General features: G+C 49.9%; 30 protein-coding genes. 23 read left to right on the top strand and 7 right to left on the bottom strand.

Features of this window, described 5'->3' with window-relative positions; genetic code table 11:
* Nucleotides 1-45 precede the first annotated feature (45 nt).
* From I4W93_RS18290 to I4W93_RS18265, 6 genes are all read left to right on the top strand, one after another.
* Entirely contained in the window at nucleotides 46-1272 is a 1227-nt protein-coding gene (locus I4W93_RS18290; protein ID WP_205312019.1) for a threonine/serine exporter family protein, read from the top strand.
* 79 nt (nucleotides 1273-1351) lie between these two features.
* On the top strand, nucleotides 1352-1786 hold the full coding sequence (locus I4W93_RS18285; RefSeq protein ID WP_205312020.1) for a YybH family protein: 435 nt from the start codon (nucleotides 1352-1354) through the stop codon (nucleotides 1784-1786).
* An 11-nt stretch (nucleotides 1787-1797) separates the two neighbouring features.
* Entirely contained in the window at nucleotides 1798-2142 is a 345-nt protein-coding gene (locus I4W93_RS18280; protein WP_205312021.1) for a YciI family protein, read from the top strand.
* Nucleotides 2143-2160: 18 nt separating this feature from the next.
* The gene (locus tag I4W93_RS18275) at nucleotides 2161-3408 is read left to right on the top strand and encodes an RNA polymerase sigma factor (RefSeq protein ID WP_205312022.1); all 1248 of its coding nucleotides are present in this window, start codon (nucleotides 2161-2163) and stop codon (nucleotides 3406-3408) included.
* 105 nt (nucleotides 3409-3513) lie between these two features.
* Nucleotides 3514-5388 carry a glycoside hydrolase family 13 protein gene (locus I4W93_RS18270; protein ID WP_205312023.1) on the top strand — a complete coding sequence of 625 codons (1875 nt, stop codon included), beginning with the start codon at nucleotides 3514-3516 and terminating at the stop codon, nucleotides 5386-5388.
* A 213-nt stretch (nucleotides 5389-5601) separates the two neighbouring features.
* Nucleotides 5602-6048, top strand: coding sequence for a hypothetical protein (locus I4W93_RS18265; protein ID WP_205312024.1), 447 nt, complete (start codon nucleotides 5602-5604; stop codon nucleotides 6046-6048).
* A gap of 404 nt (nucleotides 6049-6452) precedes the next feature.
* Here the strand turns inward: I4W93_RS18265 and I4W93_RS18260 are convergent, their stop codons facing one another.
* Nucleotides 6453-6596, bottom strand: coding sequence for a DUF3096 domain-containing protein (locus I4W93_RS18260; protein WP_205312025.1), 144 nt, complete (start codon nucleotides 6594-6596; stop codon nucleotides 6453-6455).
* A 225-nt stretch (nucleotides 6597-6821) separates the two neighbouring features.
* On the opposite strand from I4W93_RS18260, the gene I4W93_RS18255 reads away from it, so the two are divergent.
* From I4W93_RS18255 to I4W93_RS18230, 6 genes are all read left to right on the top strand, one after another.
* Nucleotides 6822-7106 carry a hypothetical protein gene (locus I4W93_RS18255; RefSeq protein WP_205312026.1) on the top strand — a complete coding sequence of 95 codons (285 nt, stop codon included), beginning with the start codon at nucleotides 6822-6824 and terminating at the stop codon, nucleotides 7104-7106.
* Between the two features lie 62 nt (nucleotides 7107-7168).
* The gene (locus tag I4W93_RS18250; RefSeq protein WP_205312027.1) at nucleotides 7169-7540 is read left to right on the top strand and encodes a PH domain-containing protein; all 372 of its coding nucleotides are present in this window, start codon (nucleotides 7169-7171) and stop codon (nucleotides 7538-7540) included.
* A gap of 81 nt (nucleotides 7541-7621) precedes the next feature.
* Nucleotides 7622-8386 (top strand): MipA/OmpV family protein, encoded by a 765-nt coding sequence (locus tag I4W93_RS18245; RefSeq protein ID WP_205312028.1) that lies wholly within the window; start codon nucleotides 7622-7624, stop codon nucleotides 8384-8386.
* A gap of 133 nt (nucleotides 8387-8519) precedes the next feature.
* Complete coding sequence (locus tag I4W93_RS18240) at nucleotides 8520-9083, top strand: DUF5655 domain-containing protein (RefSeq protein WP_205312029.1); 564 nt, start codon at nucleotides 8520-8522, stop codon at nucleotides 9081-9083.
* 24 nt (nucleotides 9084-9107) lie between these two features.
* Nucleotides 9108-9329 carry a hypothetical protein gene (locus tag I4W93_RS18235; protein WP_205312030.1) on the top strand — a complete coding sequence of 74 codons (222 nt, stop codon included), beginning with the start codon at nucleotides 9108-9110 and terminating at the stop codon, nucleotides 9327-9329.
* Nucleotides 9330-9331: 2 nt separating this feature from the next.
* Complete coding sequence (locus I4W93_RS18230) at nucleotides 9332-9703, top strand: VOC family protein (RefSeq protein ID WP_205312031.1); 372 nt, start codon at nucleotides 9332-9334, stop codon at nucleotides 9701-9703.
* A gap of 228 nt (nucleotides 9704-9931) precedes the next feature.
* Here I4W93_RS18230 and I4W93_RS18225 read toward each other — a convergent pair whose 3' ends face one another.
* The 3 genes from I4W93_RS18225 to I4W93_RS18215 are packed head-to-tail and all read right to left on the bottom strand — an operon-like array spanning nucleotide 9932 to nucleotide 13223.
* Nucleotides 9932-11425 (bottom strand): parallel beta-helix domain-containing protein, encoded by a 1494-nt coding sequence (locus tag I4W93_RS18225; RefSeq protein WP_205312032.1) that lies wholly within the window; start codon nucleotides 11423-11425, stop codon nucleotides 9932-9934.
* Complete coding sequence (locus I4W93_RS18220; protein ID WP_205312033.1) at nucleotides 11422-12594, bottom strand: cytochrome-c peroxidase; 1173 nt, start codon at nucleotides 12592-12594, stop codon at nucleotides 11422-11424. Before I4W93_RS18220 ends, I4W93_RS18225 begins: the two co-directional genes overlap by 4 nt.
* Nucleotides 12591-13223: a c-type cytochrome gene (locus I4W93_RS18215; RefSeq protein WP_205312034.1), complete on the bottom strand. Its 633-nt coding sequence runs from the start codon at nucleotides 13221-13223 to the stop codon at nucleotides 12591-12593. The genes I4W93_RS18220 and I4W93_RS18215 overlap by 4 nt, the downstream gene beginning before the upstream one ends.
* Before the next feature lie 216 nt (nucleotides 13224-13439).
* Here I4W93_RS18215 and I4W93_RS18210 point away from each other — a divergent pair, with 216 nt between their 5' ends.
* From I4W93_RS18210 to I4W93_RS18195, 4 genes are all read left to right on the top strand, one after another.
* A complete protein-coding gene (locus tag I4W93_RS18210) occupies nucleotides 13440-15977 on the top strand; it encodes a TonB-dependent receptor (RefSeq protein WP_205312035.1) in 2538 nt (845 codons plus the stop codon).
* A gap of 132 nt (nucleotides 15978-16109) precedes the next feature.
* Nucleotides 16110-16484, top strand: a complete 375-nt coding sequence (locus tag I4W93_RS18205) for a DUF3019 domain-containing protein (protein ID WP_205312036.1) — start codon at nucleotides 16110-16112, stop codon at nucleotides 16482-16484.
* Nucleotides 16481-17179, top strand: coding sequence for a response regulator transcription factor (locus I4W93_RS18200; RefSeq protein ID WP_205312037.1), 699 nt, complete (start codon nucleotides 16481-16483; stop codon nucleotides 17177-17179). Before I4W93_RS18205 ends, I4W93_RS18200 begins: the two co-directional genes overlap by 4 nt.
* Nucleotides 17176-18396, top strand: a complete 1221-nt coding sequence (locus I4W93_RS18195) for a sensor histidine kinase (protein ID WP_205312038.1) — start codon at nucleotides 17176-17178, stop codon at nucleotides 18394-18396. Before I4W93_RS18200 ends, I4W93_RS18195 begins: the two co-directional genes overlap by 4 nt.
* Here the strand turns inward: I4W93_RS18195 and I4W93_RS18190 are convergent.
* A complete protein-coding gene (locus I4W93_RS18190; protein ID WP_205312039.1) occupies nucleotides 18377-18685 on the bottom strand; it encodes a hypothetical protein in 309 nt (102 codons plus the stop codon). The two genes, I4W93_RS18195 and I4W93_RS18190, sit on opposite strands and share 20 nt — an antisense overlap.
* 110 nt (nucleotides 18686-18795) lie before the next feature.
* Between I4W93_RS18190 and I4W93_RS18185 the strand changes: the two genes are divergently transcribed.
* The 7 genes from I4W93_RS18185 to I4W93_RS18155 all read left to right on the top strand — a co-directional run bounded on the left by I4W93_RS18185 (nucleotide 18796) and on the right by I4W93_RS18155 (nucleotide 24111).
* Nucleotides 18796-19722 carry a hypothetical protein gene (locus I4W93_RS18185; RefSeq protein ID WP_205312040.1) on the top strand — a complete coding sequence of 309 codons (927 nt, stop codon included), beginning with the start codon at nucleotides 18796-18798 and terminating at the stop codon, nucleotides 19720-19722.
* A 140-nt stretch (nucleotides 19723-19862) separates the two neighbouring features.
* On the top strand, nucleotides 19863-20288 hold the full coding sequence (locus I4W93_RS18180) for a hypothetical protein (protein ID WP_205312041.1): 426 nt from the start codon (nucleotides 19863-19865) through the stop codon (nucleotides 20286-20288).
* A gap of 27 nt (nucleotides 20289-20315) precedes the next feature.
* On the top strand, nucleotides 20316-21017 hold the full coding sequence (locus I4W93_RS18175; RefSeq protein WP_205312042.1) for a hypothetical protein: 702 nt from the start codon (nucleotides 20316-20318) through the stop codon (nucleotides 21015-21017).
* Nucleotides 21018-21019: 2 nt separating this feature from the next.
* The gene (locus I4W93_RS18170; protein ID WP_205312043.1) at nucleotides 21020-22000 is read left to right on the top strand and encodes a Fic family protein; all 981 of its coding nucleotides are present in this window, start codon (nucleotides 21020-21022) and stop codon (nucleotides 21998-22000) included.
* A 92-nt stretch (nucleotides 22001-22092) separates the two neighbouring features.
* Nucleotides 22093-22839, top strand: a complete 747-nt coding sequence (locus I4W93_RS18165) for an SIR2 family NAD-dependent protein deacylase (protein WP_205312044.1) — start codon at nucleotides 22093-22095, stop codon at nucleotides 22837-22839.
* Nucleotides 22839-22979 carry a hypothetical protein gene (locus I4W93_RS18160; RefSeq protein WP_205312045.1) on the top strand — a complete coding sequence of 47 codons (141 nt, stop codon included), beginning with the start codon at nucleotides 22839-22841 and terminating at the stop codon, nucleotides 22977-22979. The genes I4W93_RS18165 and I4W93_RS18160 overlap by 1 nt, the downstream gene beginning before the upstream one ends.
* 565 nt (nucleotides 22980-23544) lie before the next feature.
* The gene (locus tag I4W93_RS18155; RefSeq protein WP_205312046.1) at nucleotides 23545-24111 is read left to right on the top strand and encodes a DUF2262 domain-containing protein; all 567 of its coding nucleotides are present in this window, start codon (nucleotides 23545-23547) and stop codon (nucleotides 24109-24111) included.
* 7 nt (nucleotides 24112-24118) lie between these two features.
* Here the strand turns inward: I4W93_RS18155 and I4W93_RS18150 are convergent, their stop codons facing one another.
* Entirely contained in the window at nucleotides 24119-24814 is a 696-nt protein-coding gene (locus I4W93_RS18150; RefSeq protein WP_205312047.1) for a hypothetical protein, read from the bottom strand.
* A 14-nt stretch (nucleotides 24815-24828) separates the two neighbouring features.
* Entirely contained in the window at nucleotides 24829-25614 is a 786-nt protein-coding gene (locus tag I4W93_RS18145) for a PP2C family protein-serine/threonine phosphatase (RefSeq protein ID WP_205312048.1), read from the bottom strand.
* Nucleotides 25615-25628 lie beyond the last annotated feature (14 nt).

Genomic DNA, 25628 nt, shown 5'->3' with positions numbered 1-25628 from the left:
CAATGAGCAGGTTACCAACCCTTTATTAACCACTGGATGTTGCTTGTGTATACCGCTGATTTTAATCATAAACGGAAATTTATCGTTAAGCTTGGCAAAATGTTGCACAAGTATGGCACCCCAGCGTACCGGTTGGAGGCACATCTGGCTGAGCTGACAACCCACCTGGGTTTAAAAGGCTCGTTTATTATATCCCCTACCTCGATGACCTTTGTGCTGTGGACCGAAGGCCACGAGCAAGAATATACCCATGCCTCGCGGGTAAACCCCGGCGATCTGGATTTAGGCGCGCTGTCGCGTACCGATGAACTGGTCGATCAGGTGTTACAGGGTAACGTCAGCATTAATGAAGCCGACGCCCTGCTCGATGCCATAGATATGCGTCCCAGCTCTTACGGCAAGCTAGCGACAGCAGTAGCAATGATGGCATCCGGCGGTGCTTTTGCCATGCTAATGGCCACCAGCTGGAATGACGTACTGTGGTCATCGTTGTTATCCTTATTAGTGTACCTGTTTATGTTATGGGCCGCGCGCGCGCCGCGTATTGCCAATATGCTGGAGCCCTTAGTCGCGTTGGCAGCAGGTGTTGGTGCTTGTGCCATCAGCGCCTATGTCGACCCTGGTATTAATATCCGTCTGGCAGTGTTATCGGCCATTATTTCCTTTATTCCCGGCTTGGCACTCACCATCGGTTTTGCCGAACTGGCCGCGCGGCACTTGGTGTCGGGCAATGCCCGCATTATGGATGCGTTAATGCTGTTGTTTAAGCTGTACTTTGGCGCCCTGCTTGGCATCGCTATCGGCTTTGCGCTGTTCGGTGTGGTCGACTTTGTTAAACCGGCGCCAATTTCCCACCATTATGCCTGGTTGGCGGTGGGTATACTGGTTAGCTCGCTGATTGTGTTGTTTAAAAGCCGCGGCAAATATACGCTTTGGTCATTGGCGGCCGGCTTTATTGCTTATGGCGTTAGTATTAGCGGCGCCAGCATGTTCGATGCCACCATCGGCGCCTTTTTAGGCGCTTTTGCCGTAGGGATCTACAGCAACCTGTTTACCCGGTTGGCCAAAGCGCCGGCCGTTATTGTCGCCATGCACGGTTTAATTGTGCTGGTGCCGGGAAGTAAAACCTATATTGGCTTAAATTCGTTGATTTCCGGTCAAGACTTTGTCGTGTCTGATCGTGTCGGCCAGCAAACCTTTCTTATTTTAATGGCGCTGGTAGCCGGGCTTATTTTTGCAAATGTAGCGTTGCCACCGAAAAAAAGTTTATAAAAAACTACAGGCGGTTGTCGATTTCATCGTTGCACTAACGACCAGTTATACCTTTTGGTGGTAAAACAGGAGCAACATCATGCATAACAGCCAACACGTTCAACAAATTACTGATCTACTGGCCAGCTGGGCCAATGCCGTACGCGCCAAAGATGTCGCGGCCATAACCAGCATTTATCACGTCGATATTATCGCTTTTGATGCTATTGCCCAGTTGCAGTTTAAAGGCATTACTGACTACCGTACGCACTGGCAGCGCTGCATGGAGTTTTGTGGCGGCGAGTCGCTGTTTGAGTTACACCAGTTAAAAGTGCAGGCCAATGAACAACTGGCTTTTAGCCACAGCCTGAACCACTGCGGTGGCACCAACGACAAAGGTGAAGCACAGCAATGCTGGATCCGCGCCACTCAATGTTGGCAAAAAGGTAAAGACGGCTGGAAAATCGTGCACGAACACTACTCGGTACCCTTTGATATGGAAACCGGCACCACTTTATTTAATTTAGCGCCTTAAGGAGCAACAGCATGAAATACCTGTGTCTGGTGTACAGCGATGAAAATACCCTGCATAGCCTGCCCGACAGCCCGCATGACAGCGAGTGCAACGCCTATGCCGAAAAAGTGCATGGCAGTGGCCGCATGCTGGCAGCCGAAGCACTGCAACCAGTTAGCACAGCGACTACCATTCGGGTGCGTAGCGGTAAAATTGGCATTACCGATGGCCCTTTTGCTGAAACAAAAGAGCAATTGGCCGGTTTTTATCTGGTAGAAGCGCATGACTTAAACGAAGCGATCCAAATTGCCGCCGGCATACCGGCCGCCCGGGTAGGCTCGGTTGAAGTGCGGCCGGTACGCCAGCTTGACATTTAAGCCGGGCGCTTAGCTACAATGCCGGTTAATCCCGCCCAGCACGGCCACTTTCAGGTGCTGCTTAGTAGCCTGTATCAGCAACAGTCGCGCAAAGTGCTGGCCACGTTGATACGCTTGCTAGGCGATTTTGACTTAGCCGAAGAGGCACTGCATGAGGCCTTTCATGCCGCGTTGCAACAATGGCCAAAAGAGGGCATACCGGCGAATCCAACTGCCTGGCTGGTTTCAGCCGGGCGTTTTAAAGCCATTGATCAGTTACGTAAAACTTCGCGCTTAACGTCGTTGCCAGACGATGTTCTGGCACAGTTAAGCGCAGAAGATGTGCCAGACATTGAACCGATAGCCGACGATCAGCTGCGTTTAATCTTTACCTGCTGCCACCCTGGTTTAGCCGCCGATGCACAGTTAGCACTGACATTACGCGAAGTGTGTGGCTTAACCACCGAGCAAATTGCCAGTGCCTTTTTAACCAGCCCCAGCACGATAGCGCAGCGCATAGTGCGCGCTAAGAGCAAAATCCGCGCTGCCGCTATTCCATATGAAGTGCCACCGCCAGCCGAGTTACCGCAGCGGCTGGATAACGTGCTACAGGTAATTTATCTACTATTTAACGAAGGCTACTCTGCCTCTGCCGGTACCGCGTTGCTGGATATCAGCTTAAGCAACGAAGCGATAAGGCTTGGCCGGCTCATGCTGCAGCTACTGCCCGACTCTGAAACTGCCGGCCTGTTAGCGCTGATGCTACTGCAGCATGCCAGGCGCAGCGCACGTATCTCCAGCAGTGGCGAGCTGGTGCTGCTGCCACAGCAAGACCGCAGTTTATGGCAACACAGCGAAATAGCTGAGGGCAGTGAGTTAGTACAATGGGCAATGCGCACCCGCCGCATCGGCCCCCATACGCTGCAAGCCGCCATTGCTGCGCTGCACTGCGAAGCACCCAGCGCAGCAGAAACAGACTGGCAAGAAATTTGTGGCTTATACAACTTATTGTGGCAAGCCGACCCGTCGCCGGTTATCGCGCTAAACCGCGCCGTAGCCATCGCGATGCGTGACGGCCCGGCCGCCGGCCTGGCGCTGATTAGCGAACTGGAGCAACTGGACGAACTTAGCCAGTATCATCTACTGTATGCTGCCAAGGCCGACTTACTGCGCCAGCTTGGCCGCAACAGCGACGCACTACGCGCCTATCAACAAGCCCTAAGCCTGTGTAAACAAACACCGGAGCAGCGCTTTTTGCAACAGCAAATAGCTGCACTGCAAAATTGAAATATGCTGCAGTTGAATACGTATGCAACTGCCAGCATATTCTTGCGGTAGTTGCATATTTTGCACTAGGGTTAGGGCACAATATTACTCATCGAAGATAATACCATGCCCCTACTTGTTTGGTCCGCCTGCAGCTTGCTGCTGTGTAGTTTTTTTGCCGTCAGCGCCCCGGCGAAAAGTTACCAGATTGAACGCTTAGAGCCGGCCAACTGGTGGGCCGGTATGCAGCATTCACAGCTACAGCTGCTGGTATATGGCAAAGATATTGCCCAATTAACCCCTGGGCTTAGCTATCACGGCGTCAGCTTAACCGGCGTGGAACGCACTGCTAACCCAAATTATTTGTTTGTAAACCTTAGCCTGGCCGCTGATGTACAGCCGGGCGATATCGCGCTGCACTTCAGCCTGAACGGCGAAACGCTGCTTAGCCACAGTTACCCGCTGCTGCAGCGACGCGAGGCATCGGCCAAACGCTTGGGCTTTAACCCAGCTGATGTGATTTACCTGCTAACACCAGACCGTTTCGCCAACGGCAACCCGGCCAACGACAATATGCCCGGCATGCATGAACAAGCCAACCGCAATAACGAACATGGACGCCACGGTGGCGACTTAGCCGGCATGCAAAACGCCCTGCCATATATCGCCGATATGGGTTTTACCGCCATTTGGCCAACACCGCTGACGGAAAACAACCAAAGCGCATATTCGTACCACGGTTACGCCGCTACGGACTTGTACAACATCGATGCGCGCTTTGGCACTAACAGCCAATATCGCGATTTCGTTGCTGCCGCAAATAGCAAAGGCATTAAAGTGATTCAGGATATTATTCTGAATCATATCGGTAGCGAGCACTGGTGGCTAAAAGATTTACCCGATAACAACTGGCTGAATAACCAAAGCTTTTTAACCAGCACCGCCTTTATTGGCACTAACCACAACCGCAGCACAGTGCAAGACCCTTACGCCAGCCTGGTGGATAGCACGCAGTTTACCGACGGCTGGTTTGTCGACACCATGCCGGATTTAAACCAGCGCCACCCGCTGCTGGCAACGTATCTTATTCAAAACAGTATCTGGTGGGTGGAATACGCCAATTTGGCCGGTATTCGCGAAGATACTTACAGCTATGCCGACAAAGCGTTTTTAAGCGAGTGGGCGCGGCGTATTATGCTGGAGTACCCGAATTTTAATATTGTCGGCGAAGAGTGGAGCCCTAACCCACTTATCGTATCTTACTGGCAGCGCGGCAAGCAGAACCGGGATGACTATGTATCGCACACCCCCAGCATGCTGGATTTTCCGCTATACGACGCCCTGCTCAAGGCCTTAATCAGTGAAGAGAGCTGGAACGGCGGCTGGATCAGCTTGTACGAAATGCTCAGCAACGACCATGTGTATGCCGACCCGTTTAATCTGGTGACCTTTGAAGGCAATCACGACACCGCGCGCATTTTTTCACTGCTAAACGAAGATATGAATTTATATCGCATGGCCATAAGCTACCTGCTAACCATGCGCGGCATACCGCAGCTGTTTTACGGCACTGAAATCGCCATGCAAAGCCTCAAAGTGCGCGACGACGGCAAAGTGCGCGCCGACTTCCCCGGCGGCTGGGCCGGCGATAAGGTCAATGCTTTTAGCGGCAATGGCTTAAACAGCACACAAAAAAGCGCGCAGCAGCTGGTAAAAGCCCTACTAAACTGGCGCAAAACTGCCAGCGCTATTCACAGTGGTAAGCTAATGCACTTCGCGCCAGATAACGGCACTTATACCTACTTCCGTTATAACGACAGCCAAACGGTAATGGTGGTAATGAATAAACAACTCCAGCCGGTAGCGCTAGACTTAGCCCGTTTCAATGAAGTACTGCCGCAAGGTAAAAACGCCACAGAAGTGATAACCGGCAAAAATATAAAGCTGGATAAGCAACTGACCGTACCAGCGCGCGGCACCCTGGTGCTGGATATACGTTAGCTTTAACAACCACAGCAGAGGAAGCCGCAGCGGTTGCTCACAGCTATAGAACACCATTACGCCAGGCATAGCGGCGCTATAAGCAATATAACATCAACGAAAACTTATCTTGAAATACCCACCAAAAGCATGCAAAGTTCGTAACAAATAATACACAGGCTAGCCGATGCACGAATTTCCGCGCGCAATTTGGGCATTCAGGGAAGAGCAAAGATGCATTCTGCTAGTAATAAGTACCTTCTGGCTGCGGCGATATGTTGTTTCGCTGCTGCACTTGCTCACCTGGGCTGCATTGTATTCGGAGGCGATTGGTATCGTTTCTTTGGTGCAGGCGAACAAATGGCTCGGATGGCAGAGCAAGGGCTATGGTATCCGACAATGGTAACCTCTGTCATTGTCTTGATACTTTTGATTTGGGCGCTTTATGGCCTGTCGGGCGCGGGGGCAATTAAACGTTTACCCCTGACAAAATTGGCGCTAATCCTCATTGCCAGTATATTTCTAATTCGTGGCGTTTCCTTCGTCGGGTTGATGCCAATGTTCCCTGAAAATAGCCTTACATTTTGGTTAATTAGCTCTGGTATATGTTTGTTTATTGGTAGCCTTTTTGCTGTCGGTTCCTGGCAGCAGTGGTCAGTTTTAAGTGGTAAGAATGCCTAACAAGGTACTAAATTGCGCTCCAGCCACAAATTACTCTGCATCCACGGGACTGCCTACGCTTCTCGCGGTTGCCTCAGATTTATTTGATATCGGTGCTATTAAAGTTCGGCTAAATCCTTACAGTAATTACTCGGTGGGAGGCAAGCGTGAGCTTTTCATCCACGTTTTTTCAAGCATTATGCAAGGTCGCACCACGCAGCAGCGAGCAACGTTATCTCATTCCATTGTTGAAAAGTTAGTCGCTATGTTTCCGCATGTGCCAAATATAGCCATGAACGTCAGTGAGTTTGAAAAGGCAACTTACTGTAACCGGAACATGTTATGAGCAACAAGGGATAGCTTATTAGGACCAGAAAAATTAAATCGGTATTTTAACGATTTAATTTTAATCTGGCCCCCGTTAATCAAACTTTCAAGCCAAAAATCTGAATTACGCCTATGGCTATCAGATAAATAGCCACAACATAGTTTAGTAACTTGGGTCGGATCAGTATCAGAATACCGGCAATGATCGAGAGCACTGGAATAAGTTCAATATGCAGAGTCATAATTCTGTCCTTGTTTGTTTTAGCTAAGGGGTAGTTGAACTAAAGCAGTGTGCTGCCTGGCGGGGAATATAGCAATTGAAAAAACTGGCGTTGCTGACACTACAACTGTGCATGGCGGCGCAGCATCAGAAAATGGCAGAAAAATAAAAGCGCAACAGGATGCACACCAAAAAGCGTAAGCTGATGGTATAGTTTTGCCAGACTCATCCGGCATAAGGCCACAACATGCACGTAGATAAAGCCAAAAAGCGCATCGCCAAACTAATAAACAAAGGTTTTGGCGGTTACCCACACATTGAATTGGCCTATTTTGGTGCCACAGCCAATTGCGCTACCGAGGTGGTTGTTAGCTTCGTATTGACTAAAGGTGACGCGCCACAGCAGCAACGCTTTGTTAGCAAACAGGATGTACGCGAAGATGAAGCGATTCAATCGGTACTGATAAAAATTATCGAGCGGGCAAACGCCAATACGGTTAGCGAAGTAGCCGGCGTGACTGTTGTCGCTTAACCCGGCCACGCAGTGCTGTCAGCGCGAAATGTCGCTAAAATTGCAATATCCAAGGAATAGCCATGATCGATTTTGATAACAAAACCGTGTTCAAACTAAAACAAAACTCCGAATATGCCGAAAAAGTGAGCAGCTTGCTGCTGGGCGATGAAAGCATCGTCGACAGCTACAGCTCAATGCGCGACGGCGTGGTGTTTACTACTAAACGCATTATTGCCGTAAATGTGCAGGGCCTTACTGGCAGTAAAAAAGACTTCACTTCAATGCCTTATAAAAATATTGTCGCTTATTCGGTGGAAACCTCCGGCACCTTTGATCTGGATTCAGAGCTGGAGCTGTATTTCTCTGCCATTGGCAAAGTGCGGTTTGAATTCAGCGGTAAAACGGCGATTGTCGAAATATCAAAGCATATCTCGCAACATGCGCTGAACTGATCGGCTTACCCTTTGTAACAGTAAACAGGCTTACGCTATGCCACACTTTCGCCACAGGCCTGATTGAATAAAGGGAAACTTATGTCTACTTTGCGCCCGCTTTTACCTGTTATGTTAAGTGGCTGCCTGCTGCTCAGCAGTGCCGCTATTGCCCAGCAAAACCGCAACTTTGCGCCACCGCAGGGCTTTTTATATGGTGTTGGTGTGGGCGTTAACCAGGAAATTTATCAGGGTTATAAACGTCGGGTTATACCGCTGCCTTTACTGGGTTATCGCGGCGAAAAACTGTCGGTTTATGGCCCTTTTGTCAGCTATGAACTGATGAAAGCTAATGAAGTAAGTTTAACGGCCAAACTGTCGCCACGCTTTTCCGGCTATGACGAGGGCGATAGCGACGTGTTTGTTGGTATGAAGCGCAAAAGCTCATTAGATGCCGGCATTGGCCTGCAATACTCACTGGATAACTGGACCCTGGATACCGAAGCCCTGACCGACGTATTGGGTAACTCGAACGGCCAGGAAGTTAAATTAAAATTTAGCTATAGCATGCGCTACGGCCCTGTTCAGCTAAGCCCGGAAGTCGGTGTAAGTTATTCCTCAAGTAAACTGGTTGATTACTACTACGGTGTGCGCCAAACAGAAGCCAGCTTTAACCGACCGGCCTACCGTGCCGGTGCTGCCGTTAACTATCACACTGGCCTGGCACTGAGGACACCAGTATTTTTCGGCGGCATGACTAGGCTAGGTCTGCAGTACCATTGGTTCGATAACAGCATTGCCAACAGCCCACTAACAGACAGCGATAAAGGCCTGTCGGCGATCTTTTCCTGGTCAACGTTTTTCTAACCACATCCGCCCACTTCCCTGCCAACCTGTCTGCAACTAAATTGCAGAAAGGTTATGTCACTGGTCGTACTTGACAACAGTACCATATCAGGTAGCAATTAACCTTGGCGTAAATCAACGATTGAGGCACAACATGACTGAGGTAATAGCAGCAGAACAAAGCCAGTGGCGCAACCTGGAACAAAGCAGCGGTAAAAGCCAGGCGCAGTGGCTGGAATTGGCCAACAGTAAAGGCTTTGCCAAACATAACGAACTGGTTAACTGGCTAAAAAGCGAGTTTGGCATCGGCCACGGTAATGCCAATCTTATTGCCCACCGCGCTAAACACTCTGCCGCTGGCGGCGAACCGGCGGCAGAGGATTTGCTGGCAGCGCAATACAGCGGCGCTAAAGCCGCATTAAAACCGCTGTATGACCAGCTGATTAGCTATATTAACAGCCTGGGAGATGATATTGAGCTAAGCCCGAAAAAGGCCTACGTTAGCCTGCGCCGTAATAAACAATTTGCCCTGGTTCAGCCCTCAACAGCGACCCGTCTCGATTTAGGCCTTAATTTAAAGGGTGTTGAACCCGAAGGCAAACTGGAAGCCTCTGGTAGCTTTAATGCCATGTGTAGCCACCGGATCCGGCTTAGCACAGCGGCCGATATTGATGACAGCGTAAAGCACTGGCTGGCAGAAGCTTATAACCGCAGCTAAACTTGCAGCGTTAATGGAGGTGCCATGAAAAACATACTCGTTATTTGCCTGCTGCTGGGCGTAACTGGCTGCAGCAATAAAGGCGTTTATCAGGATTTACAACGGAATAAACATAACGAATGCATGCGCGGACCGGTGGCCGACTATGACAGATGTATGCAAAACATGGATCAGAGCTATGAAGAATATGAACAGCAGCGCCAGCAGGCGCTGAAGCGAGAGCATCAGCAGACACAGGAGCGATAAAGATGGAACTGGGTGCATTTTCGGTAAGTTTAACAGTAAAAGATATTGCCGCTTCCAAAGCCTTTTATGAAAAACTCGGTTTTACTTACAAAGCTGGCGACCAAAGCCAGGGCTGGCTAGTGCTGAAAAATGGCACTACGGTTATCGGTTTATTTCAAGGCATGTTTGACAAGAATATTCTAACTTTTAATCCGGGTTGGGACAGCAACACGAAAGAGCTGGCCACTTTTACTGACGTAAGGGATATTGAGAAGCACTTATTGGCACAAGGCTTAACATTAATAAAAACAGCCGATCAAAGCAGCAGTGGACCAGAGCACATAACACTCGAAGATCCGGATGGCAACCCGATATTGATTGATCAACACCGCTAGGCTCAACTGTTCAGTACCAGTGCGCTGTAGCAAAACACACCACAGGTTTGCTCACATCAACACGCCATAAATCATACCTGAGGCTCTATTTGTAAACGTCTTCGTGGCGTTTACCCTTCGGGCCAGTCAGTCTGTCCAAATTCGCTCCTGACGAATTTGTCGGCCATCCATGGCCTCCAACGGTTGATTTAGAGCAAGCCTTGTCATGTTGGCATATGAATTACATTATTAATTGCCTACGTTAAGCATATATTCGGCTACGGCTAAGCGGGTTTCGGCATCCAGATAATCCTGCTTTGGCATGGCCGGGTAATCGTCACGCTTTTTCAGCGGATTAAGAATGTAGTCGGCCAATGCTTGCGGCTCATCCATGTACAGGCTTTGAATAACCTGTACCGGCGGGCCAATTAAGCGGCCGGTATAGGCATGACAACCGGTACACACGCCCAAATAAACATATTTACCTTTTTCTTCGGCAGCCACAGTGCGCGGTGCCGCAGGTTCATCCAGCAGATAATTCAGCACGCTGTCGGTATTGGTAAAGCTGCAGGCCGGCCATTTACTTACACCCACGGTGATATATTGCTGCGGATTGTTAATACAGCTGTTATTGCTGTTACCTACGCGGATAATATCCGGCTGACCTTGCTTTAACTCAGTCGCCATAAGTACTTTGGCTTCGGCAATGGTGTCGTAGCCGTTGTTGTACATCAGATTATTTAAAATCATCACCTTATCTGGCGTCGGGTCTGATTCCGGATCCAGCGTGGTATTAGGTGCATTCTGATGGTCGGTAATAATGATGCCGGCGGTTTTATTACCGATAATAATATTATCTTCAATGATCACCTCATCAGCCGCCATGATGAGAATACCAGTACCGGCCGGAATGCCGGCAACCATTGACCCCGGCGCGCCAAAGTTGGCGGTGTTGTTATTGCTGATCCAGTTATTGCGGATAATTACATCCACGGTGTCTTTAATCGGCAGGCCCGGTGTAACAAAGGCCAGAATGCCGCCGGTGTTATTGTGGACAAAGTTGTTTTCGACAACCGCATGGCGGCTGTTTTCAATTTCAATACCGGCGACGCTGTCGAATACTTCGTTATTGGCCACATGAATATGGTCGCTCATACCAACATAGATAGCGGCATCTTCAATGCCGGAAATCACGTTATGCTCGACCAGACCGTTAATACCCAGCTGCGGGAAAATACCGTATACGCCGGTATCTTCAATAATATTGTGGCGGATTTCAAAGTTATTACCGGCCTGGCCCATAATGCCGTTGCCTTTGTATTTGGTGATCAGAAAGTTCTCGATCAGGATATTGTTACCGGAATACAAAATAGCGTCGTTTAGCCGGTTTTCGCCGTATAGTCTTGGCCGCTTGCCGTCAATTATCACGCCGCTTAAGCGGATATTGTCTTTATCGATATAGACGGTTTCGACATAGTCACCGGGAAATACCTGAATTACATCGCCCGGCTGCGCCGCTTTTACCGCATCCATAATCAGCTGACCGGGTTTTACCTGATGCACCTGGCCTACTTCGCCGTGGTCAATCACCGATTTTTTTGCATTGTTTGATGCAGCTGCGCCGCCGCTAAAGCTAACGTCTGCCGCAAGGCTTGGTGCTTGCTGGGCCGTGCCACTGAAGTATTGGCCGGCAATAAACGCGACCGGCAGTAACAACGCCAGCGCTATGGTGGTTTTTTTCATTCTGTCGCTCCTGATGTCGCAGTGTTTGGTGGTAATTCGGTATGTAATTCAGAGGGTAAGGCCAGGCCAGATGGCAAACGTTTAGGTGTTTGTGGTGTCAGACTCTGGTCGGTCAGGCTGCCAAGAAAGGCGGTAATTTGCTCTACTTCCTCGGCAGTCAGTTTGGGCTCCCAGATATGCCAGTGCAGCAATAAGTCTTCGTTTGCTGGCACGGCATGGCCACGGCCTTTGCTGTAAAACTCGGTGGCTTCGCCTAGTGTGGCAAAACGACCAGAATGCATATAGGGCGCGGTGAGTGCGATATTACGTAGCGTTGGCACCTTAAAACCTCCGCGCAGTTTTTCCCAACCGGGCTTTACACCGGCACCGGCGTCAAACGGCATACCGTCCGGCTCTGGCGTGCCAATAACCGCGATCTGCTGATTGGTAAACAGCGGCGGCGTATGGCACTCGGCGCAGCGGGCAACAAAAGAGCGGAACACATTCATGCCCTTGATTTCCTGCTCGGTCAGCGCCTGATGGTAGCCGTGGGCATAGTGATCATAACGGCTGTTCAGTGACACCAGCGAGCTTTGAAACGCCGCCAGGGCGGTAGCCACCTGCGGCAGCTCGATGCGATCAGTGTTAAATGCCTGGCGAAACAGCGCCGGGTAGTGGTTATTCGCCTGTAAATCGGCCAGCAATTTTGCCGGCGTATTGGCCATTTCATGCTCGGCCAGCATCGGGATCAGCGCTTGCTGCTCCAGCGTGTCACTGCGGCCATCCCAGAACAGCTTTTTTAAAAAACCGACATTCCACAAACTGGGTGCACTACGGTTACCCAGCTGGCCATTGGCACCACTGCTTAGCGCTTTACCATCGGCAAAGCCGCGCGCAGGTTGATGGCAACTGGCACAAGCTTGTTGATGATTACCCGACAACAGCGGGTCAAAAAATAGATAGCGGCCTAAGTCGATTTGCTGCGGGCTAAAGCCATCGCGTCGCTCGGGCAACGCCGTTTGCGTGCCGCCAACACCTTTGTTTTGCAGCGAATCATACATATCGTAGCGGCTAACCAATTTACATTGGTTACCAGCAACTAACTCAAAGCTGGGCGGGCAGCTTTGGCTCAGGCTAAAACCGTCGGCCGTGCTTAGGCTGGCGGCCAGCAATAAACCGTACAGCATCATGGCATGCCTGCTCCGATATAGGCGGCCACAGCCTGCATATCCTGCTCGCTGAGGTTGCGGCTAAACAGCGCCATTTGCCGGCCCGGTTTATCGGCTTTGTCCTTGCCACGTAAGCCGGTTTTAAAATGCTGCAGCTGCAGGGTTATGTAGTCGGCGCTTAACATACTCAGCGCCGGTGCATTAAACGCCATATTGCCCTCGGCTTTGGCGCCGTGACAGGCGCCGCAGCTGCCAATATATTGCCGCCTGCCCTGATCCAGCAAGGCAGCATCAGCACTGCTGGTTATCACTTCAGCCTGCTGTTTACTGAAATAACGTGCCAGCGAGTTGATGTCGTCAGCACTTAGCGTGGCGGCCATAGCAGCCATTTGCTGACCTTTTACATCGCTAACAGCAGCACCGCGTTGGCCATTTTTAAATTGCTGTAACTGTTTTTGCAGATACGTGGCCTGTTGCCCGGCCAGTTGCGGCGCACCGCTGGCGGCACTGGTAGCAGCACTGTGACAGGCCAGACAGGTTGCAGCCTGCGCCGGCATATCGGTAGTTGCCAGCGCATTGCCGCTTAGCACCACTGCCACTGGCGGCAAGGCTATTAATACCAATGTCATTAGTGAAAAAATTGCTCTCATAAGACGCTCTGGCTGCTGACTGAATGTCGCTAGAGTGCGTTTTCACGGCGTCAGGTTCAAACGCAAAAGTGTACAAAAATGTGCAGATCGGTTTATTTCGCCAGCAGTGGGTTTACTATCAGCACTACTGCACAGGCTGTAAAAACCGGCACCCGCGCTTACCACGCCAGGCTGCAGCTTGCAGATAATTAGAACAAAAAACGTCAGGGGAAAAGCATGGCAACTCAACAGCAACGTACAAGCGGTTTTCGCGCTCAGCCGTTAGCCTGGTGCATCGGTCTGGCGCTGGCCAGCCCGCTGGGTACAGCAGTGGCGCAGGACAATAACAACGCCGAAAAAACCGAATCAAAAATTGAAACCATTACCGTCACCGCGCAAAAGCGGGTACAGAATGTGATGGATGTGCCACTGGCCATCGACAGCGTCAGCGCCGAAGATCTCACCGACACCAGTTCAGTGTTGCTGGGCGATATCGCCGATTACACGCCGGGCTTTAAGTTCAGTAAAGAAGCCGTGGCCCAGGCCTCCGCTGAAGTACGCGGTATTTCCAGTAGTAATATCAGTACCGGTGGCGATCCGTCGGTAGCCATTTTCTTTGATGATTTTTACCTGCCACGGGCAGCGCAAAGTGTGCTGTTTTCTGATATGCAGCGCATTGAAATTCTAAAAGGCCCACAGGGCACCCTGTTTGGTAAAAACGCTGCCGCCGGTGTGGTAAACATGATTCCCAATGCGCCAAGATTGGACGATGAAGCCTTTGTTAAAGCCACGTTGGGTGATTACGCCTTGCAACGCTTTGAAGTAATGGGTAACAAGGCAATTAGCGACAATTTTGCCTTGCGGTTAAACCTGATGAGCAACAAGCGTGACGCCTATGTCGATAACCTGAATCCGGATTATCAAGGTAACGAGCTCGGCAGCGTAAATCACCGTTCGGCGCGCCTCAGTGCACTATGGCAACTGAGCGATGCAACAAAAGTACAGTTTAGCTACGACTGGGATGATGTCGACCAGGGCTATGCTCCGGGTATTGGTATTAGCCCCTTTGCCTACAGCATGAACCCTGCTGATCGCAAGATTGAAAACGATGTGGTAGATGGCCACGAAAGCCGTGATATGACCGCGCTGTCACTCAAAGTTTTCCACGACTTTAACGACCAGTGGTCAGCCAAGTTCATCAGCAGCAAACGCCAGTGGCAGGTATCGGGCCGTGACGATGCCGACGGTACTGCCGATAAAACCCGCTATCTGGACACAATAAACTTTGAAGACTCAGATATTTTTTACAACGAGCTGCAGCTGAACAATCAGCATGACAAACTCAGCTACGTGGGCGGCATTACCTACAGTAAAGAAAATGTCTATCAGAAAACCAGCCTGAATATTCTGGCCGATACCATTGCCCGCTTAACCACCGGCAGCCTTAACCAACAGCTAGTCGGCGCGCTACAGCAAAACGGCATGCCGGATGAAATGATTGCCCAGCTTGGCCTGCCGGCTGACCATATCTGGAACCCACAAAATTGGGCCAGCATGTTAAGTGTTATGGCGATGGTAGACCCATCGGTTGCTGGTTTATTGCAAATGTTGGGCGCCGAGCCTTTTAGCCCAGAGTTAGTCGCCGCCATTGCCGCCACCGGCGATTTAACCTACGACGCCATTGGTGCCGGTTTAGGTATTGCCGAAATATTCGGCCCGTCCAACGCCGGCAAGATGTGGAGCGAAGACATTATCAACACCGGCGATTTTACCTCCTACGGCCTGTATTCTGATATCGACTATCAATTAAATGATCGCTGGGGCTTTACTGCTGGCTTGCGTTACAGTCGCGATGACAAAGACTTCAGTTGGGAAATCAAAGAACGCGCTTTTGGCCAGCCACTGCCGGGCATTACCGACTTTCTATTCCCGTTAATGCCGCAGCTTAATGCCAGCAATGACTGGAGCAAGCTGACCGGCCGCGCGGTAGGCCGTTATCATCTCGACGCCAACCAGATGCTGTATTTGTCGTACTCTACCGGCTATAAATCCGGCGGCTATGACTCGCTAGACCCGCGCTCAGCCTTTACGCCGTTTGAACCGGAAGAAGTGGCCAATATTGAGCTGGGCTATAAAGCCGATTTATGGCAAAGCGTGCGCGTGCAGCTGGTGGCCTACCAGATGGACCTAACCAACCGTCAGCGCTCGGTTAACAGCAAAGAGCCGGATGCCGGCGTGGCTATTCCTATCGTGATCAACGGCGACCAGGATATTCAGGGCGGCGAGCTGGTGCTGGACTGGCAAGCCACAGACACGCTGAAACTTGGCCTGGTGACGGAATACCGTAAAACCGAGTCAAAATGGCAGCAGTTTTACAATGCCGATGGCGAGCTGGTAACCGATGTCGAAAAAAGTTCCTCCGCCGACTCCTACACCCTGTCAGCCGATTGGACACCAGAGTACAAGCTGGCCGGTGGCGGCTTTAAACTGCATATCGATTACGTGTTTGAAGAGAACACCCGCGCTGACGACCCGGATCTGCTTGCTATTGCCTATCAGATCCCCGGTTACTTTGCCGATACGAAAAACCTGAATGGCCGTATTAGCTGGGCCAGCCACGATGAACAATGGCAACTGGCGCTGTGGGGTAAAAACCTTACCGATCACACCACCATCGGCGGTATCGGCGGTTTTGCGGCAGCGGCGCTTGGCACACCAATCAGCAGCCTGAATGCGCCCCGTACTGTCGGCGTAGATGTGCGATACCAGTTCTGATGTTAGCAGCGGGGCCAGCAACATGCTGGCCCCGCCAGCTACAACCCTAACATGAATAACCACGTAATCGCCTTTACTAACCGCTGGCCGCACGGCACACTTCATTATTCCGTTTACTGCCGAAACGCCATCATGAAATCTGTTGCTGCCGGTTTATTACTGCTATTCACGCTGCCGCTATTGGCAGAGGATTTTACCGTGGCGCCGCGTTTGTGTGTGCAACACGCCGGGCAAGACTGCGTGTTAAACCTGAGCATTAGCTGGCAACAGCCACAACCCGCTTGCCTGTATCAGCAATTTGCCCCCGACACCCCATTACTGTGCCAGCGCGCTGTGCAGCAACATCAGCTGGCGTTGCCGCTGCAGCAAGATACCCTGCTGATCTTAAAAGACCAGGCCAGCGGTAAAATACTGGCACAACGGCAGCTGCGCTTACGTCATATTGATTTACAGTCTGGCGAGCATTTACTGAACAAAAGCCGTAACGGCTGGTGGTTGCTGCAATGACAGCGCATATTCTGTTAATAGAAGACGATATAGAGCTGGCCCGGTTGGTCGAAGATTTTCTGCAACATGAAGGTTTTCAGGTTAGCCAGTGCGGCAATGCCTTAACGGCGAAAAAACTGCTGTTAGCCCGGGGTTTTGATCTCATTGTCTGCGATGTAATGTTACCCGGCAGCAATGGCTTTGATTTAGTGCGGCAAATCCGCCAGCAGTTTAAAGGGCCTATTTTGTTTATGACCGCGCAAACCTCGGTCGCCGCCCAGTTAGAGGGCCTGCAACTGGGCGCGCAAGACTACCTGCTAAAACCACTGGATCCACGTATTTTACTGGCTAAAATCCGTATTTTTCTTAGTGAACAACACAGTTCCGCCAGCAGTGGCGACCTGCTGCAGCAGGGTAATCTGCATATTGATAAACGGGCTGGTATTGCTACCGTTGCTGGCCACGACATTAACCTGACCGGTTCAGAGCTGCAATTACTCACCAGCCTGATTGACAATTATCCTGTTGTGGTTAGCCGCGAGCGGCTGTTTCGCGAGCAGTTAGGCCGCGAATACGACGGCGCCGACCGTACCTTTGATGGCCGCGCCTCGCGCTTAAGGCGCAAGTTGCAAGCAGTGGACCCGCACTGGAATATCCGCAATATCTGGGGTAAAGGCTACTGCATCAGCTATAACAGCGCCGAGGATACGCCATGAGTTCAGCCTTGCTGCGTTTTTATCTCGCTATCGTGCTGCTGGTGCTACTGCTGTTTTTCAGCCTGAACCAGCTGTACAGCCTGATGTATCAGCGCAACGATATCGTGGTGGCCGCCCAAAGCATACTGCAACAGGCCTATTGGCATGATCAGCAAAGCGAATTGCGCCTAAGCTGCCGTATCAGCGCCAGCGACGACTGCCCCAACGCGCTGTTTATTACCTACCCCGAGCCGATGTGGCAAGCCATACCCGGCTTTGATTATCAATTAGAAATTATGCGCGACAGCGCCGGTAATGCCTCGCTGTGCGCGGCAATGGCTAACAATGAACTGCTGTGTATGAGCCAGCTTAAGCTGCCGGCACAGTTAGACTTCAGCGTCGATTTAGTCCATGTGTTTATCTTGCTGTTGCTGATGTTTTTATTCTGGTTAAGCCGTAATTTGTTTCGTGACGTCGAAACCCTGCGGCAAAGCGCGTTAAAAGAAGTGGCGCTGGGCCGCTTACCGGCGTTTCAGCTTAGCAAACAATCTTACCTGCAGCCGCTGGCACAATCACTAAGCCGGATGAACCAAACTATTGCCGATTTAAATACGCTGCAACGCGAAATGGCCGACACGGTTTGCCATGATATTAAAACGCCGCTGGCACGGCTGCGCTTTATTATGCTGCGATTAGATACCCAGCTAGCTGCAGCCGATAGCCAGCAAATTCGGCGCAATCTGCAAGAGATAGAAGATAACGTCTATGACTACCTGCGCCTGGCACAAAAAGGTTTTCGCTCAGAGCTGGAATTAACCCAGCTGCAACTACCGGATCTGGTGACTGAGCTGATTGATAAATTTGCCGCCAACACGGAACACCAACTGTCATTGCGCCCAACACCCGAGCTGACTATTCAGGCTGACATGAAGCTGTTGCAACGCGCCTTATCTAATTTACTCAGCAATGCCCTACGCTACTGTCACGGCCATGTCTGGGTAGAACTAAGCACAGATGGCAGTAATTGCCGGATTGACGTTATCGACGATGGCGCTGGTTGGAACACCGACGAGCAAGTCAGCGACGGCGTATCGCACCACGGCATTGGCCTGGCCATCGTCGCCCGTGTGGCCATGCAGCACGGCGGCAGTTTTAACCGCTTTAACCGGCCACAAGGTGGCGCAGTGGCCAGGCTTATCCTACCGCTTGGCAGCTTAACTAATCAGGCATCCACCTGAACTGCATATCACCGGCAAATGCTATCAGGTCATCAGGCAAAGGGATAACCGCGCCCTGCCGCTTAAGCTCGATACAGTTGCCAAGCAGGATACGCGCTAGTCTGGTGTTGTTTTCTACCCCCAATTGAGCATTCGCTGCCAGCAGCTTTTGCTCTAACGCCAGATACTTAGCCTCGCTGTACAAACGCCACTGCTTAGCGTCGCAGTCAGCTGTCAGAATAAACACCTCGTGCATTAGCATAGCGTCGCAGCAATACAGTTGCTGTTGCTCACACTTTAGTTCAATCATACAGCCGCCCTTGTCTGCAATTGAGTAGCAGTATAGTTGTCTTCGCGACGTAATATGTCGCGCACAGGCAATAGAGTGTCAGCTGAAATAAATCTACCCAAGGTATCGCTATGTGTGGCTACTGTACCGAGAGAAACTTTGCCTTGTCGCTTTGGCAAAACGGCCGTTTTTCACCCTTTGCCGATATTGATGTGCTGTACGATCACAGCTATAGCATAGAAAGCCCCGACCTTAGCACACTGTTTAACCTGCAGCAGCGCGGCCAATCACTGGATGCCGCAGTGGTGTTAATTCGTATAGTCTGCCATGCACTTATCCGGCCACTGAATAGTAATGAGCAACAGCTAAAACAAGCGATGTTAAGCCAATGGCAGCAAAGCGAGCGCAAGATCATCGCAAGTCAGTGGCCCGCGCTGGATGCAGCGTTAGCGCACATCTATCACCACGGCCAACTGCCGTATCAGCATTACCCGCAACTACCGGCCGAATGTGTCAATCAGCTTACCGCCTTGGTGAGTTTTGCAGCACAGCAGTTTTACCCGCCAGTACAACAAGATGATTCAGACGCCGATAGTGCACAGTGGGACGAAAGCGAACATCAACGTCTGCTTGCACAGAGCAGACAGTTGACCCGTGAATTTTATGCGCTGTTTAATCAACTGTACCTGGCGCTGTTGCTATTGATGCACCTGCAACCGCAGCTGCCGGCATTGCAACACATTGCGCTGAATAACGTTGGTATTAGCAGCCTGTTCCCAGGCTATGAACTGGCGCTGCGCCGCATGCTGCAGTGTCACTGCATTGAGCACAGCGGCGCAGACTGGTTTTGGCAGCATCTGGATAACTTCAGCATGGAACAAATCTACTATATGGCATCGCCTAAGCGCTTTGGCCCCGGTGAGATTTTGGCACTGCAGTTTAAAATTGAAGACGAACACGCCGGTATAGATTGTTATATGACACGCAAAGAGTGTGTAGCGGCGCTAGATGAACTAAGTATGGCGATAGAGTTTGGGTTTGACCCGGAAGAACAGTGAAGCTACTCTTTATTTTTCTAATATCGAGAAATTGAACTCTGCCCTTTTTAGCCAAAAAACAATTTAAAAACAAATACTTTCGAAATTACAATGCTACAAAAATTAATTTCAGTAACACGTAAATTATGAGCAAAGAACCTATGCAAGATAATAAACAGAAGTATGGTGTATCAGAAGACTGGCAAATTCCTTACGCCGAAGCAATTGAACTAATACAAAATGGTGCGCAGCTGCTGTACGATGTACTCAAAAAAAATGAAGTAGCACAGCGCCACCTTGAGTCCGTACAAGATCTGATAAATGACCTTGAAGAATTCGAGGCCGACTTTTTTGACATCGTGGAATGCTTAGATGAAGGCGAAGAAATAAACGATAATGAGATTCTTGAGCAGATAGACAACTCTGGATTTATTGATGGCATCAACGAAGATGCCTATGAACATGTCCTCGATATTTTTTGCATTGATATCCGTGGTGAAGACATTGACCCAGACCTGATCAAACCCGCAGTTAAAATATTGCATGGTGGTTTTGCCAAACTACTTGAAGCACGCGGGCTTGCGTAACGATTAATATGATCTAGGACTAATTCGATGAAGAAGAACGCACTAATAATTTTAGAAGCACCTTGGGATCTTCGAAAAAACGATCAAAACGTAGTCAGTGTTTTACCTTTTTTTCAAGGGCTGGAACGGCTGAGCGGAGATTTTGATTTATACCATTCACAGTTTTACGAAGCGGAAAGCTTTAAAATGGCATTGGATCAATTAACCAAACTGGATTACAAACAGTATTACATATACATCGCTAGTCACGGTGATGGTAAACGGCTGCAGAAAATCAAACTTGATAACATTTTAAGTAAGATAAATGACAAAGCTCAGCATAAAAATATTGTTGGTGTTGTTATTGGTGCATGTCTAGTTGGGCGGAATACTACTCATTTTGAGACTTACGCTGAGTCGTCAAGCATTGTTTGGAAATTTGGTTATAAGTGCGCGGTAAATTGGTTGGATGGCACCCTGCTGGATCTAAAAATATTTGATAGTCTTCTCAATGCCAAAAAAAATGATTTTTCAAAAGCCAGCAAAATAATTAGAAAGTTCAGAGAAGCTGTTTCACTGTATGACCCGAATCAATCTATCGGCACGGATGTCACGAAAATTGATGATGCGGGTAAGGAATATGAGCCGGATATGGCAATTAAAGACTCGCTTACATTGGTAATACAGCCAAAGGGACAAGGCCACAAAGCTAAGAACTACAGTAGCGATCTATTCGACATCGACGGCTAACCATGCCCTACCAGCCGCCGTTTAACCTCACCCACCCTATGCTATCGCTGGTTGCCGATATTGCCGAGCTTATCGGCATTTGGAACACTGCGCAGGGTGGTGAGCTGGTGCCGCAATTACGCCGTGGCAACCGGATTAAAACCATACAGGCATCATTAGCCATAGAGCAAAATACTCTGACACTGGAGCAGGTAACGGCGGTGCTGGATGGCAAAGTGGTACTGGGCCCGCCCAAAGACGTGCAGGAAGTAAAAAATGCCTTTCTTGCTTATGATGCGATGCCAGGCTGGCAGCCATATGAGCTGGCCGATTTACTGGCAGCACATAACATACTGCTACACGGTTTGGCGGACGATGCTGGGCGTATTCGTAATGCGGATGTAGGTGTTTATCAGGGTAAACGCCTGGTGCATATGGCTCCACCTGCTGGCAGAGTACCGCTGCTGCTAACGCAATTACTCGATTGGCTGAAGAGCACTGATGCTCATCCGCTTATAGCCTCTTGTGCGTTTCATTATGAATTTGAGTTTATTCATCCGTTTAGCGATGGCAACGGCCGCATGGGGCGCTTATGGCAAACGCTGATCTTAAGTAAATGGCAATCCACACTGGCCTATTTGCCGGTAGAAAGCCTAATTAAACACCAGCAGGCTGATTATTACCGCCTGCTAAACCAGGCTGATAAAACAGCAGATTGTTCTGAATTTATTGTGTTTTTACTACATGCCATTAAAGACGTGCTTAAGCAGGCAATTGCAGCACAACAGAATATGTCGGTAGAAATGTCGGTAGAAATGTCGGTAGAAATTACCAGTCGCATTTTAGAGCTGTTAGCTGACAACCCTAAGCTGACCTTGGCACAAATAGCGGAAGTTATCGGCAAATCAAGTAGAACAGTAGAACGTGCTGCCGCTAAACTGCAACGCGAGGGCAAGCTTAAATTTATCGGCCCGCGCAAAGGCGGCCATTGGCAGGTGCTGTAACGCCAGTCTTGCCAGGCTGCTTTACTGCGTCATAAGCTGACGCAGTATACTGTTACTTTTACTCAGGTAAATTGCAAACGCAAGGAACCAGGATGAAAGACGCACCTAACCCAAATAAAGTTGTTGTATTCAGCGGCGCTGGTCTGAGTCAGGCCAGTGGTTTACCTACCTTTCGTGACAGTCTTGGCCTGTGGCAACAATATGACGTGTTGCAACTTGCCAGCCCGATAGGCTTTGCTAAAAATCCTGAGCTGGTGCATCAGTTCTACCAGGAGCGAAGGCTGCGTGCACATCAGGCAAAACCTAATGCCGCTCATTTGGCTATTGCTGCGCTTGAACAACACTATGAAGTCGTGGTTGTAACACAAAACGTGGACGATTTACATGAACGAGCTGGTTCTTCACAAGTGATCCATCTGCACGGCAAACTCAATGAACTGCGCCAGACACGCGCGCCTTATGTAGTCTATCCCGTTGATGATCAGGTGTTCACAGAAGACAGCACGGCACCAGACGGCATGCCATGGCAGCCAAAACAATGGCGACCAAATGTGGTGTGGTTTGGCGAGCAGGTGCCATTTTTGACTAAAGCTGGGGAGCATCTGCGTGACGCTGGCAAAGTAATGGTGGTTGGCAGCTCTCTGGAAGTCGAGCCTGCAGCGTCCTTGCTGTCGTATTGTCGTCAGCGCGCAGCCAAATACTTTGTGGACCTGACAGCGAGGCATTGCCCGACTGGCTTTTATTTGTGGCAAGGCCCGGCAATCGAACAAGTGCCCAAACTAGTCAATAGTTGGCTGAATTCGGTGCAAGTGGATAACAGCTTAAACGAGGTCAGCTGATGACGCTGCATCTTACAACTATCCCGGTTTTGCAGCACTCTGTGCCGGCACCAGAACTGGTACCGCGGCTTTTGGTTAAACCAACCTTAGCTGAGCTAACCTCAGTACAAATAGCCAGACACGAAATTGCACATGGCTAAACTGAAAAATACTGTTCTCTGGCAACAGCTAAAAGCTGAAATTTATACTAGCTGCCTTTTACCGGCCTGGCTTCAGCCAGTTAAAGCGCCGCCGCGCAGCGTTAAGTGTCGCCATGTTAAAAAGCGAGGATTACCGCTAACTATTGTGGGGCTATCGCCAGTTATAGAGGTTTGGCTATCCGTTGAGGGCAATATTACTGTCACGGCAAACTGGGTGGGAAAATGTGATTCTCTTTATGATAGTGATCTTCTAGCTGCCAACAATACGCTGGGATATTACTGTCTGTTATGCGAAGAACGCCGTTACTACCCACAGTATCTGTTGCTTTGGCACGATCATGTGCTGCACAGCTTTATCAGTTGGTGTGAAAGTACATTATTAACTGCTGATTGTATTGTGTTTTTCGGAGCTAAAACGGGCCTGCCCAACTGGAGCGTCGCCCGTTTGGCGCAACGAAGCAGCATAAAAGATGATTGTCACGGCCATATTCTGCCACTTTGGCAGCCATCAGCAGTTATAAGCCGCTAAAGCCAGACTTTTGCCATTACCGTTTAGGAGATTACAGTGTCAAATCCGTCGCTACCGTTAGATAAAGCCATTGCTGATTTGCTGCTAGTACCTGTGCTGAATGAGACTGATAACTGCAGCTTGCCCTTACCCGGCTTGGTTGAGCACCCACAGCTTGGCCAACTGCATTATCAGTTGCCGCTGCGCATTGTGCACCCACTGCTTGGGGTGCTGGAGTATGAGCCTGAGTACAGTAGATACAATGGCAAAGTTGCAGCGCTTGGATACCAGATAGACTTGTCGCTTACTATCGACAACAGCCAGCAACTTGATGCCATGATCTGCTGTGCAGCGCAGGTTATCCGGCAACTTGACGCATTAGATGACGTGCTGCGAAAGCAGGTAAGAGCTTACCTTAGTCGTTTTAGTAGCCGACAGGCTTGGAATGATCATTACCGCATTTCACAGGCAGATTTTGACAATAGCATGCAGCTGCAGTCAGTGTATTTTTGGTCAACTGAGTCAATCGATTTCTACTATAAAGACAAATTCAGCCAACATGGTGCCTGGTTTGAAGTGGGTGCCGATCTTGATAAGCAGCTGTTGTATATTGGCTTACAGTAAAAGCTGGCTAGCTAAGCGCCGCCAGTTTATCACTTAAATGGTCGATAACGTCCTGCCGCGATGCCAGCACCTCTTCACCTTGCCACTTTGACAACAGTTGCAACAAATACTGCACCTCATCCACTTGATACAGCAGCCGGTCTGCCAGATAGGCAATCAGCTCTGGCCGTAGTTGGTGCAAATAGGCGGCGACAAACTCAATGCCATAATAACCAACACAATGGCACAACAACTTACGCTGCAGCGCCAGTTCATAAGCGGGCAAATCCGGGCAAAAAGCAGGGGCAGCAACAGCGAGATCTACCAATATTTTGTGTTCAGGTTGTAATAGCATTAACTGGTGCAGCGCCAGCCAGAAGCGATTGAAATGACTATAAAACGCCTGCTGCAAAGTAAGGTGCGTATTGTCATCAAGTTCAGCAACATTATGATTTTCAATATTAAAATAACTGGCGGCTTCAAGGCAATCGGCAAGAGCATCTCCCAGCGTCAGCGAGTTGGGTTTTGCCTGCTGCAGACGTAAATTTAGCAGTTCAGGATACACTAACTGCGCCCGCTTAAAACTCGCAGCATCTAACTGATTGATATCCGGTAGCTCCAACAACCGTTGTTGCAATACCCAATCGGCTACATCGTCAGACTCCACTGCAGTTACAAGTTTACCCTCACACCATAAACGGCTAATTACAATATTGGCTTCCATACAATAGCCGCACATTAGCAATTACCGCTGTCAGTCATAGGAAACAGCCACAACAAACTGGCGTTGTCCGTTGCGCCCCGCAGCAATAACAGGCTTTGCAGTTGCTGCAGCGCTGTAGCGCAATCAGCTACAGCGAACAACTCCGCTAACTCTTCTGTTGTAACCAGATCATGCACACCGTCTGTGGTGAGCACAAATTGATCGCCGGTTTGCAACGCGCCATCTGTTACCGCCACAGTAAAATCAGCCGCGTCACTATCAGCAGCCAGATAACTGGTTAACGCCCGGTAGCACTGCGCCAGGCCAGTTTGTTGCTTGAGATCTGCACTATCATTTTGCCAGTCATGATCTTCACTTAACTGCTGCAATTGCCCGTTACGAAGCCGCCAAATGCGGCTATCGCCGGCATTAATCGCTACAAAGCGCTCAGCGCTTAGCTGCAATGCCGCTACGGTAGTTGCTGCACCATAGCTTTGCCGTTTTCGGTCAAGCCTATCAGCCAGATATTGCTGCGCCAGCCGAAGCTGCTTGCTGGAAAAACCGGCACCATGCCAGTGCTGCAGTAAAAAATTAACAACGGTATGGCTTGCTGAAGCTGCAGCCGGGCTGGCTGACACGCCATCAGCAACCAACAGCAATAGATCTGGCGATGGCAGATCCACTACATTACTCACCTCATCTTGCTGCAGCAAGGTTCGCGTAGCACCATTAGCGACATAGCCAATTGCATCTTGCTGCGACCATTTAGCGCCTGTCGCATTAAAACCGCTTAGTTGTAGTATCGCCAGCTGGTAAGGCATTAACAGACTCCTAT

This window comes from Rheinheimera maricola (assembly GCF_016918075.2).
Classification (GTDB): Bacteria; Pseudomonadota; Gammaproteobacteria; order Enterobacterales; family Alteromonadaceae; genus Alishewanella; species Alishewanella maricola_A.
This window is presented reverse-complemented; position numbering and strand designations above follow the sequence as displayed.

Excerpts from the sequence above, each read along its gene's own strand:
- I4W93_RS18285 (WP_205312020.1), top strand. The coding sequence starts at position 1,352 with ATGCATAACAGCCAACACGTTCAACAAATTACTGATCTACTGGCCAGC.
- I4W93_RS18280 (WP_205312021.1), top strand. The coding sequence starts at position 1,798 with ATGAAATACCTGTGTCTGGTGTACAGCGATGAAAATACCCTGCATAGC.
- I4W93_RS18275 (WP_205312022.1), top strand. The coding sequence starts at position 2,161 with ATGCCGGTTAATCCCGCCCAGCACGGCCACTTTCAGGTGCTGCTTAGT.
- I4W93_RS18270 (WP_205312023.1), top strand. The coding sequence starts at position 3,514 with ATGCCCCTACTTGTTTGGTCCGCCTGCAGCTTGCTGCTGTGTAGTTTT.
- I4W93_RS18265 (WP_205312024.1), top strand. The coding sequence starts at position 5,602 with ATGCATTCTGCTAGTAATAAGTACCTTCTGGCTGCGGCGATATGTTGT.
- I4W93_RS18260 (WP_205312025.1), bottom strand. The coding sequence starts at position 6,596 with ATGACTCTGCATATTGAACTTATTCCAGTGCTCTCGATCATTGCCGGT.
- I4W93_RS18255 (WP_205312026.1), top strand. The coding sequence starts at position 6,822 with ATGCACGTAGATAAAGCCAAAAAGCGCATCGCCAAACTAATAAACAAA.
- I4W93_RS18250 (WP_205312027.1), top strand. The coding sequence starts at position 7,169 with ATGATCGATTTTGATAACAAAACCGTGTTCAAACTAAAACAAAACTCC.
- I4W93_RS18245 (WP_205312028.1), top strand. The coding sequence starts at position 7,622 with ATGTCTACTTTGCGCCCGCTTTTACCTGTTATGTTAAGTGGCTGCCTG.
- I4W93_RS18240 (WP_205312029.1), top strand. The coding sequence starts at position 8,520 with ATGACTGAGGTAATAGCAGCAGAACAAAGCCAGTGGCGCAACCTGGAA.
- I4W93_RS18235 (WP_205312030.1), top strand. The coding sequence starts at position 9,108 with ATGAAAAACATACTCGTTATTTGCCTGCTGCTGGGCGTAACTGGCTGC.
- I4W93_RS18230 (WP_205312031.1), top strand. The coding sequence starts at position 9,332 with ATGGAACTGGGTGCATTTTCGGTAAGTTTAACAGTAAAAGATATTGCC.
- I4W93_RS18225 (WP_205312032.1), bottom strand. The coding sequence starts at position 11,425 with ATGAAAAAAACCACCATAGCGCTGGCGTTGTTACTGCCGGTCGCGTTT.
- I4W93_RS18220 (WP_205312033.1), bottom strand. The coding sequence starts at position 12,594 with ATGATGCTGTACGGTTTATTGCTGGCCGCCAGCCTAAGCACGGCCGAC.
- I4W93_RS18215 (WP_205312034.1), bottom strand. The coding sequence starts at position 13,223 with ATGAGAGCAATTTTTTCACTAATGACATTGGTATTAATAGCCTTGCCG.
- I4W93_RS18210 (WP_205312035.1), top strand. The coding sequence starts at position 13,440 with ATGGCAACTCAACAGCAACGTACAAGCGGTTTTCGCGCTCAGCCGTTA.
- I4W93_RS18205 (WP_205312036.1), top strand. The coding sequence starts at position 16,110 with ATGAAATCTGTTGCTGCCGGTTTATTACTGCTATTCACGCTGCCGCTA.
- I4W93_RS18200 (WP_205312037.1), top strand. The coding sequence starts at position 16,481 with ATGACAGCGCATATTCTGTTAATAGAAGACGATATAGAGCTGGCCCGG.
- I4W93_RS18195 (WP_205312038.1), top strand. The coding sequence starts at position 17,176 with ATGAGTTCAGCCTTGCTGCGTTTTTATCTCGCTATCGTGCTGCTGGTG.
- I4W93_RS18190 (WP_205312039.1), bottom strand. The coding sequence starts at position 18,685 with ATGATTGAACTAAAGTGTGAGCAACAGCAACTGTATTGCTGCGACGCT.
- I4W93_RS18185 (WP_205312040.1), top strand. The coding sequence starts at position 18,796 with ATGTGTGGCTACTGTACCGAGAGAAACTTTGCCTTGTCGCTTTGGCAA.
- I4W93_RS18180 (WP_205312041.1), top strand. The coding sequence starts at position 19,863 with ATGCAAGATAATAAACAGAAGTATGGTGTATCAGAAGACTGGCAAATT.
- I4W93_RS18175 (WP_205312042.1), top strand. The coding sequence starts at position 20,316 with ATGAAGAAGAACGCACTAATAATTTTAGAAGCACCTTGGGATCTTCGA.
- I4W93_RS18170 (WP_205312043.1), top strand. The coding sequence starts at position 21,020 with ATGCCCTACCAGCCGCCGTTTAACCTCACCCACCCTATGCTATCGCTG.
- I4W93_RS18165 (WP_205312044.1), top strand. The coding sequence starts at position 22,093 with ATGAAAGACGCACCTAACCCAAATAAAGTTGTTGTATTCAGCGGCGCT.
- I4W93_RS18160 (WP_205312045.1), top strand. The coding sequence starts at position 22,839 with ATGACGCTGCATCTTACAACTATCCCGGTTTTGCAGCACTCTGTGCCG.
- I4W93_RS18150 (WP_205312047.1), bottom strand. The coding sequence starts at position 24,814 with ATGGAAGCCAATATTGTAATTAGCCGTTTATGGTGTGAGGGTAAACTT.
- I4W93_RS18145 (WP_205312048.1), bottom strand. The coding sequence starts at position 25,614 with ATGCCTTACCAGCTGGCGATACTACAACTAAGCGGTTTTAATGCGACA.